Annotated in this window: 7 protein-coding genes; 1 reads left to right on the plus strand and 6 read right to left on the minus strand. The window is 41.7% G+C overall.

Going from position 1 to position 9104, the window contains the following annotated elements; genetic code table 11:
- Positions 1-285: 285 nt before the first annotated feature.
- From VF06_RS27730 to VF06_RS27740, 3 genes are all read right to left on the minus strand, one after another.
- Positions 286-1668 carry a PrsW family glutamic-type intramembrane protease gene (locus VF06_RS27730; RefSeq protein ID WP_099069199.1) on the minus strand — a complete coding sequence of 461 codons (1383 nt, stop codon included), beginning with the start codon at positions 1666-1668 and terminating at the stop codon, positions 286-288.
- A gap of 534 nt (positions 1669-2202) precedes the next feature.
- Positions 2203-2805: a DJ-1/PfpI family protein gene (locus VF06_RS27735; RefSeq protein WP_099069198.1), complete on the minus strand. Its 603-nt coding sequence runs from the start codon at positions 2803-2805 to the stop codon at positions 2203-2205.
- A 270-nt stretch (positions 2806-3075) separates the two neighbouring features.
- On the minus strand, positions 3076-3528 hold the full coding sequence (locus tag VF06_RS27740; protein WP_099069197.1) for a nitrate reductase associated protein: 453 nt from the start codon (positions 3526-3528) through the stop codon (positions 3076-3078).
- Between the two features lie 59 nt (positions 3529-3587).
- Between VF06_RS27740 and VF06_RS41335 the strand changes: the two genes are divergently transcribed.
- Positions 3588-3869 (plus strand): hypothetical protein, encoded by a 282-nt coding sequence (locus VF06_RS41335; protein ID WP_180267391.1) that lies wholly within the window; start codon positions 3588-3590, stop codon positions 3867-3869.
- Positions 3870-4319: 450 nt separating this feature from the next.
- Here VF06_RS41335 and VF06_RS27750 read toward each other — a convergent pair whose 3' ends face one another.
- The 3 genes from VF06_RS27750 to VF06_RS27760 form a co-directional block, all read right to left on the minus strand.
- Positions 4320-4769 carry a phosphate-starvation-inducible PsiE family protein gene (locus VF06_RS27750; protein WP_099069195.1) on the minus strand — a complete coding sequence of 150 codons (450 nt, stop codon included), beginning with the start codon at positions 4767-4769 and terminating at the stop codon, positions 4320-4322.
- 261 nt (positions 4770-5030) lie between these two features.
- Entirely contained in the window at positions 5031-7364 is a 2334-nt protein-coding gene (locus VF06_RS27755; protein WP_099069194.1) for a molybdopterin oxidoreductase family protein, read from the minus strand.
- Positions 7365-7493: 129 nt separating this feature from the next.
- Positions 7494-8987 carry a NarK family nitrate/nitrite MFS transporter gene (locus VF06_RS27760; RefSeq protein ID WP_099069234.1) on the minus strand — a complete coding sequence of 498 codons (1494 nt, stop codon included), beginning with the start codon at positions 8985-8987 and terminating at the stop codon, positions 7494-7496.
- Positions 8988-9104 lie beyond the last annotated feature (117 nt).

The following is a 9104-nucleotide window of genomic DNA, read 5'->3' on the forward strand; positions in this document are numbered from 1 at the left end:
CGGTTATCTGATAGTATTGTCTTGCTTTTTGAACATTGATTACTAATTTACGATTCACAGACTTTAAATGCCGCAACACTTTGCTGATTTACTTTGTTGCTTGATTTCGGAGAGTTGGCACTAGTTTCTAAGTATGCACACCATAAGGTAGATTAACGATAGCCTAATTTAATAATCAGACCATCTATCCCAAGATATATATTTATAGTCCATAGGAACTGGGAATTGGGCATTGGTTATTCGCCCTATCTCCCCATCTCCTCATATCCTCATCCCCCTTATTTATTATTTGGGGCCAAGAAATCGGGTAGCAAAGTTTTGCGATCGCGTCGGTGAAAGCGCCCGTGCCTTGAGAATTGCCGCCATCAAAAAGGCGTAAGATAGCACTCCAACAACTACTAATAGCAAGGCATTGATCGATCCAGTGGCATTCCAGAGGGCGTGGAGTGCAGAAGCACTTAGATAACCAATGGAAAGAATTTGCCAACTTCTACTAGGTTTGAGGACGGCCAAGCCGATAAAATAGCCCAAATAGCCACTATAAGCCATGTGTCCGGCCACAGAACCTAAAATTCTCGGAATTAGCAGTTGTAAACCCGCCAGTTGACCGGCAGCACCAATACCCACCTGTTGCGTAACATTTTGAGTGATATCCGGCACATACTGACCGAGAGTTTCCAACAAAGTGAAGCCCACAGCCGAAGCTGTTCCTAAGAGAATCCCATCTAGAGGTTCCCAAACACCTATGCGTTCTCGCCAAGGTGAAGACAACATTCTACCGATGGCGAATACTGCAAGTACAGGCACTGCTTTGAGTAATTCTTCCATCAAGCCAGCGCCAAAAAACATTCGTACTAGTAGCTCTGTGAAGGTGGTAGATTCTTGGGGTGAGGGCAAGTTTCCTGGGAGGATGCCGCGAAACACGAAGATAAATAAATCTAACAGCGGACTGAGCAAAATCAGCGTCGTACCCAATGCCGTAGCCATTAACACCCACCACGGCTTTTCTTTACCGCAAAGTTGGTAAACAAAATAATAGGCAGCAAAGGCGATGTAAGTTGCAACAATTACTTGATTGTATTGGGGACGACCGACTGTAGCAAACATCAGCACTACGAAGATGACAGTCAGTATTCCTGGTACTAAGTAAGCTTTACGTGTTAAATCTTTACCAGTGGAAATAATCGGAAAAAGCTGAGTGAAGCTAACAGAATCGGGCTGCTTTAATTGGGTGTGGTTATGGTAGTTGGTTGCTGAAGGCAGTGGTGCCAGTTGGTTCACTGTGGTTGCTGGGGCTTGCGAGGTCAACTCGTACTCAAAAACGTATTGCGGCCCATCAGAACCGAGAGAAATGCGATCGCCTGGGTGCAATTCTTGACATTCATACAACCGTTGTCCATTTAAATAAGTGCCATTAGCACTATTCAAATCACAAAGCACCCAGCTAAATTTGCTATCTGGAGATAAAGACAGGGGACGAACCACCGCATGACGACGAGATACCATTCGGTACATCATGGCATCCAAGACAACTTGGCAGCTGGGGTCGCGTCCAATTACTATCTCTTTACTGGGGGGAAGCGAAAAGCGAGATTCCGATCCCGAAGTTGCTCCGTTACCAGACACTAGCCGCAGAAATGCATTATGTCTTGCGTTTTTGCCTGTCATTGAGTTAGAGTGCGTTTCTAAATTAATTCTTAAAATTATTTGGCAGCAGGACTAACCTTAGCCACATCAGCAGCAGCATTGCTAAATCCACTATAGCTTCACTTACTGCGAATAAATTTAAATTTCTCGACGCAAAATTTCAAATTTTTTCATTCATCTCATGTTAATAAGTATTTTATCCACTGACACTTTTTCCTTAAACTCAGTTGTTAGGCAGATCGATTCAGATTTGATGGCGGATCTACTCTTGAGATCCTAGCTGTAAATTAAACCGACGGCAATTTATTAAAAAATAGTAGTTTTTACTGCAATTAGTTACATTAAGAAAATATATAATTGCTACTGGTGTATTGTCAGTTATTTTTGCCACTAATAATTGACTCAGGTGTTTTGACATAGGGAGTAATTAAACAAACTTCCTCAACGGTTATTTATTAAGTAAAAATAAATTTTTTGTATGGTGTGTTAGGCGCAGATTTCAACATGATTTTTCATAAAAAATACTTAAAAAGCGCCTAACGCACTATTTAGTCTTTAAACGACTCCAGCCAGTTCTGGGTGTTCAATCTTAGTTCCAAGGACTTTCAGGAATTCTGCTAGCCAACGCGGATGGGCAGGCCAAGCTGGTGCTGTTACCAAGTTACCGTCAACCACAGCTTCATCAACAGGAATATCGACATAGATACCTCCAGCACTTCTGACATCTGGGCTACAAGCAGGGTAAGCAGTACATTTTTTGCCTTGTAAGACATCAGCAGCTGCCAATAACTGCAAGCCGTGACAAATGGCTGCTATCGGTTTATTGGCTTGAGCAAAGTGACGAGTAATTTCTATTACCTGCTGATTCAAACGAATATATTCTGGTGCCCTGCCTCCAGGAATTACCAAGGCATCGTAGGTTTCCGCTTTTACTTCTGCGAAGGTAGCATTTAAAGTGAAATTGTGGCCTGGTTTTTCGCTGTAGGTTTGATCTCCTTCAAAGTCGTGAACTGCTGTTCGTATTTTGTCCCCGGTTTTTTTGTTGGGGCAAACTGCATCAATACTGTGTCCCACCATTTGCAATGCCTGGAAAGGAACCATGACTTCGTAGTCTTCTACATAGTCACCAACTAACATTAAAAGTTTCTTTGCAGCCATATTTTTACTACCCTCGGTTATTAATTAATTATTTATCATTGGTCACTTGCAAAACACAAATGACACTGTTAACGTCTAAATTTCCTATTTAGACGCATATTAGATGATGCCTTTCTACGCGAATTCATCGATATATTACAGCATTAACTTTGCCAGAATGCACCTTTTGAGGGCTACGAGTTAACAAAGTTTAACGCATTATTGTATATGATTTGCTAGTTAGGAAATGTATGTTGCCTATAACTAGCTATAATTAATGGCTGTGGTTCATCAAAGCAAATGAAATTCAGCGATCGCTTTGTTAAAGTTTTTGTTTTCATGTCCTGGACGACTGAGTTTAATTAAAGCAAAACGCTGTAATGGTCTTAAAGATGCCCATTTTTGTTGCGTTATGACTACTCCAATTTCTTGAGCTTTTTCCTGGACAGTGGTTGGTATGCTATCCGAGTCAAGCCATGCAGGATGACGTTCTACAGGTAATTTGCCAACTGGTATCCCCGTAAGCTGTAAAATCAACTCTTGGATATATTGGCGGTACAACTGAATTTCTGTGTCTGTAGTACAAGGCAATTCCACTAAAGCTTGACGCTCTTGTGTAGTCATTTGATTCCAATCAGACAATTTTAGCTTAATACCGCAGGTATCTAATTTGCAACGTACCTGCATAGGAATACAACGCAGCGAATCCACAAAATCCGCTTCAAATTCAAAAAAATCTGTCATAAAAAATTCTGGAAAATTAACTTCTTATATCAATTCTGTATGAAGATGCGCCAAACTATATGAGGAACAAACCGCAAAGGGCGCATTCGCGCAGCGTCTCGTCAGAGAAGGACACAAAGAAAGAAAGAAAGAAAGAAAGAAAGAAAGAAAGAAAGAAAGAAAGAAAGAAAGAAAGAAAGAAAGAAAGAAAGAAAGAAAGAAAGAAAGAAAGAAAGAAAGAAAGAAAGAAAGAAAGAAAGAAAGAAAGAAAGAAAGAAAGAAAATTTGGCGCAGCCTCACAAAGAAATGGTATTAGAATGTTGGTTGATTCAGAGACCATTTATAAAGTAAATCTTAATTAGGGTGTGTTACGACTATGAAAGGATTTGGCACTTAAATACAATTAAATTGAGCCGTAACGCACCATCCATGCGGCGGTGCGTTAGGGGTTAAGATACTTATTTAGTCACCAATTATATCGAAAATATGCACCTAACACCCCACTACATTAATTTGAGTTTCGCTTTATAAATAATAGCAATTTGAAAAATGATTGCGACAGATGTATAGCCAAAAGCGATTACTACTAACTGTTTCACAATCCAAAATCCAAAATCTAAAATCCAAAATGGTATAACCTCTAACTAAAATTTATGGGTGAGAATGGTGACTAGGGAATAAAGAGTGTAGAATACAGGACATTTCATCCAAATTAATTGTGTAGAGACAGGCAGGATTTTTATCCTACGATGTTCTACAATATTCATCATTTTTGGATGCACAAGAGTTGTTATGTCTGTTATTTAAAGTTTTTACTTTGAACTACTGAAACGAATGATTAAATAACTAATTGACAATGACAAAATAGCAATACCTAAACCTATTATATCAATACCGCCAATTTTTTCTAAGTCAAGAATGATAATTTTTCTGGCAACAGCAATTAAAGAAGTAACAATAACTAATTCCACCTGAAAAACATGTTTTCGTAAATAAGCTGTGATATTTTCTAAGATTTCCAAAGCGATTAAAATATTCAAAAATAAACCAAAAATTTTATATAAGGTTGTGTTAAACTTTCCGTAGGGTGCTGTAAACAATTCTTTAACAATAAAGACTGCCAAATCACCGATCGCCACTAAAATTACAACTACCATTAAAAGAGATAGAATCTTGGAAGCCAGAACTTCTACATTTTCAATCATGTGCATGAAATTCTGGTCTTTAGTAGTTCCTAAAATTACCTTCAGTAGCTTTCTCATATCCTGCACCCAATTATTATATTAAATCCCATAGAAAAATCTAGAGGATTCAAACAATCACTTTGTCGATGTTTTGTGAGTTTTTTATTCCTGAGATTAAAATCGGGTATAGTAAAGTTTCTTGTTCCTCAGAATTTTATCTCTTTAGATATAGTAATTGGTAACAGGCACGAATTGAGAGACAAAAAAAATAATAATATCTATTGATTCTTGACTATTGACTAAACTCCCTATTCCTGGTTAAGCGTTCTATTTTAGAGCTTACCGTTGTGAAGATTGGAGTTGATAATTTGGGAGTGGAACTTCCAAAGAAATTGGTGTCAACTGCACCGCACAGGCTTTTAATTCTGGTTGCAGGGAATCGGGGCAAGATTCAGGATGGGTGAGGGCATTGGCTTCGGCGTTATCTGCCCAAAGGTAACCCCAGTGCATGGGGACAAAAACCGTACCAGGGGCGATGGCTTTTGTGACTTTAGCAGGAAATTGAGCTTGACCACGACGCGATCGCACTTCAACACACTGATTATCTACAATACCCAACCTAGCAGCATCACGGGGATGAATTTCGATAAACGGTTGGGGGTACATTTTGCAAATTTTTTCAATTCGTCCGGTGCGCGTCTGGGTATGCCAATGGCCGTAAACTCGTCCAGTAGTTAACACAAAAGGATAATCAGGATTTGGTGGTTCTGCCAATCCTTTTGAATAATATGCCCCAAATCGAGCGCGTCCGTCAGGGGTGTGGAAGCGGAGATTGGTGTAGAGGCGCTTTGCTTGGAGAGGAGACGCCGAGATTGGGAGACGCGGGGACGCGGAGAAGGAAAATATCCCCGCGTCCCCGTGTCCCCGTGTCCCCGCGTCCTCTTTCCCCGCGTCCCCGCATCCCCGTGTCCCCGCGTCCTCTTTCCCCGCGTCCCCGCATCCCGGTGTCCCCGCGTCCTCTTCTGGGTGAGGCCATTGAATCGGGCCTTGTACTTGTAATTGCGCGTGAGAAATACCCGTCATATCGCAGGGGCAATTTTTGGTTAGTTGGACAAACTCGGCGTAAACTTCAGCTGAATTTGCAAAGGCAAACTCTTTGGTAAAACCGAGGCGACGACCAACTTCGGCGAAAATTTCCCAATCTGGTTTCGCTTCCCTTGGCGGTTGGCGGAAGGCTTGACACAGAGTCACCATGCGTTCGGAGTTGGTCATCACGCCAGTTTTTTCACCCCATTGGGCTGCTGGTAGCAGAATATGGGCATAGGCAGTGGTTTCTGTGGGATAATAAGCGTCTTGGTAGATGGTAAAAGGCGATCGCCACAATGCTTTTTTTGTTCGTTCTAAATCTGGCATACTTACAGCTGGATTAGTAGCAGCAATCCACAGTAAACCAACAGCATTATTTTCCAACCCCGTAATCATGTCCCAAGCAGTTAAACCAGGATGGGGCGAAATTTGTCCTGGCTGGAGTCTCCAAAACTCTTCAACTTCTGCACGGTGCTGGGGATTTTTAATTAGCCGATAACCCGGTAATAAATGCGCTAAACCGCCAGCTTCCCGTCCTCCCATTGCGTTTGGCTGACCAGTGAGGGAAAAAGGCCCAGCCCCAGGTTTGCCAATTTGTCCCGTCATCAGGTGCAGGTTGATGATGGTTCTTACCTTAGCTGTTCCTTCTGAGGATTGATTTATACCCATTGACCACAACGACAACACCCGTTGTGATTCACCCCAATACCGTGCTGCTGTTTCTAAATCTTCAATACTGATACCACATTCGCGAGCCACTACTTCTGGCGGATAGTGGCGAATAACCTCAGCATAAGCTGGAAAATTGCTGGTACAGTCGTCCACGAACATGGTATCAACGTAGTTCCAACGCATCAACAAATGAGCGATGCCGTTTAACAAGTCGATATCTGTACCGGGACGAATGGCTAAATGTAAATCTGCGGCTTCTGCGGTTGGCGTGCGTCGGGGATCGACCACAATCATTTTGACTTTGCGGTTCTTTTTGTGATACTTTGCCAATCGATTGAAAGCGATGGGATGACATTCAGCTGCATTAGTGCCAATTAAAAATGCACAGTCAGTTAACTCCAAGTCTTCGTAACAGCAAGGGGGGCCGTCTGCACCAAAGCTTTGAATGTATCCAGCCACAGCGCTAGACATACATAAACGGGAGTTAGCATCAAAATTATTGCTACCCAAACACCCTTTCATGAATTTCTGGGCTATGTAATAGTCTTCAGTTTGAAACTGACCAGAACCATACATACATATAGCTTCTGGCCCTTGAGTTAAACGCACAGTTTGAATGCGTTTGATGATGATATCGAAAGCTTCATCCCAACTCACACGGCGAAACTCTTGGTCTAAAGAATCTCGCACCATTGGGTAATGTAATCTATTTTTATCTAAAGATTCGGCGATGGTTGCACCTTTGACACAAACCATACCCTGACTCGATGGATGAGTTTTATCACCCCGCACTCGCCAAATAGGATTTCCTTCGTTATCTCGATTAGTTGCTTTATTTAGTTGGGCTGGGGGTGAAACTTCTAGTCCACAACCGACACCACAGTAAGGACAAAGGGTTTTGGTAAATTCACTCATACCAATTTTGGATTTTAGATTTTGGATTTTGGATTAAAAGTCTTAGAGGGTGTTTGAAAAGTTTTGATGCGTGAAATATTTTTTTACCCCTCCCTTTAGCAGGGCCGTTTCATTCGCTAAAGTGTGATTTTATTCTTCAGTTAAGAGGATATTATTCTGGTTTGCTGATATTTCACTTTCATCAGTAGCAAAGGAATTTTTTGGTTCTTTGAGGAAGAAGGCACACATAAAGGCGCAAATTATCGCCGCTAAACCCATTGTGTTAAATAGCGTAGGAGCGTCGGTTAAGCTAAAAATTGTTAGGTAAACCACGCCGCCAAAATTACCGTAAGCTCCGACGTTACCGGCAATTTGTCCGGTGGCTTCTTTCTTAATTAACGGGACAATGCTGTAGGTGGCACCGCAGCCAGCTTGGGCAAAGTAAGCAGCAAACATTGTCACTGCGATCGCCAGGGGAATCGGCCAGTTACCATTAATAAAATGTGCCATCAAATAACCAATGCCAATGCCAGCACTGATAATTGTCATCGTCCATTTACGGGAGCCAAATTTATCAGAAATTAAGCCTCCACTAGGACGAGAAACTAAATTTAAAAAGGGATAAGTAGCAGCAATCATTCCCGCTACAACATGTTCTAAACCAAAGGTTTTTTCAAAAAATGCCGGCAACATGGAAACGGCAGCAAGTTCAGAACCAAAGTTAGTTACATAAGTAAATTCGAGTAAAGCTACTTGCCCAAATTGAAAGCGTTCGGCTGGTGCGTAAGTTTTTTTGCCAATTAAAAGTTCGCGGTTGACTTGCCAAGCTTTGTAACTTTGATAAAGAAATAATCCTGCTAAAAAGAACCAAGCAAAATACATTTGGCTCAAAGTTAAGAAGTGAATATTCTTTTGTTCCAAGCGCCAAGCTAATAAACCAAGAGCAAAAATTAAACCAAAATTCGAGGCAATCATCGCCCAAAAGCTTTTAATACTGGTGACTTCTAAAGCACCATTTTTCTTCGGCTTTTTGTAGACTTTACCAGTGGGCGTATCTTGGACGCTGTTGTAATAAATTATGCCGTAGATGGCTGCAATGATACCTGTAAAAGCGATCGCTAATCGCCAATTAGAAGCCCCACCAGCCAAAAAGCTTGTAGAAACTGCAATTATTGGTAAAGCAAACTCAGCACCAAAAGCCCCAAAGTTACCCCAACCGCCATAGATACCTTGGGCAATTCCCATCTCCTTCGGCTGGAACCATTCTGCCACCATCCGAATGCCAACAACAAACCCAGAACCAACAATTCCCATCAGCAAACGACTGATGACTAATTGATGAAAATCTTGCGCTAACGCCGTCGCCAAACAAGGAACAGCCGCAAATATCAACAGCATTGAATAGGTAATTCTAGGGCCAAAACGATCCAAAAGCATCCCAATAATTAACCGTGCCGGAATCGTCAAAGCCAAGTTACAAATGCCCAAAGTTTTGATTTGTTCCGGCGCTAAATCTAATTGTTTGCCAATAGTTGTAGCAAAGGGAGCAAAATTAAACCAACAAACAAAAGTGAGAAAAAAAGCAAACCAAGTCTGATGTAAGATGCGATAGCGATCGCTGAATGAAAATAGATTTTTAAGCATTTTAGTTCTTGAAGAGATGGGGAGGTGGGGAGGTGGGGAGGTGGGGAGATGGGGAGGTGGGGAGGTGGGGAGATGAGTTTTTACCCTCTGCCCAATGCCCAATGCCCCATGCCCCAT

Source organism: Nostoc linckia z4, from assembly GCF_002608075.1.
Taxonomy (GTDB): domain Bacteria; phylum Cyanobacteriota; class Cyanobacteriia; order Cyanobacteriales; family Nostocaceae; genus Nostoc; species Nostoc linckia.

Bases quoted from the DNA above. Each gene is read 5' to 3' on its own strand.
- VF06_RS27730 (WP_099069199.1), bottom strand. From the start codon at position 1,668: ATGACAGGCAAAAACGCAAGACATAATGCATTTCTGCGGCTAGTGTCT.
- VF06_RS27740 (WP_099069197.1), bottom strand. From the start codon at position 3,528: ATGACAGATTTTTTTGAATTTGAAGCGGATTTTGTGGATTCGCTGCGT.
- VF06_RS27760 (WP_099069234.1), bottom strand. From the start codon at position 8,987: ATGCTTAAAAATCTATTTTCATTCAGCGATCGCTATCGCATCTTACAT.
- VF06_RS27755 (WP_099069194.1), bottom strand. From the start codon at position 7,364: ATGAGTGAATTTACCAAAACCCTTTGTCCTTACTGTGGTGTCGGTTGT.
- VF06_RS41335 (WP_180267391.1), top strand. From the start codon at position 3,588: ATGAGGAACAAACCGCAAAGGGCGCATTCGCGCAGCGTCTCGTCAGAG.
- VF06_RS27735 (WP_099069198.1), bottom strand. From the start codon at position 2,805: ATGGCTGCAAAGAAACTTTTAATGTTAGTTGGTGACTATGTAGAAGAC.
- VF06_RS27750 (WP_099069195.1), bottom strand. From the start codon at position 4,769: ATGAGAAAGCTACTGAAGGTAATTTTAGGAACTACTAAAGACCAGAAT.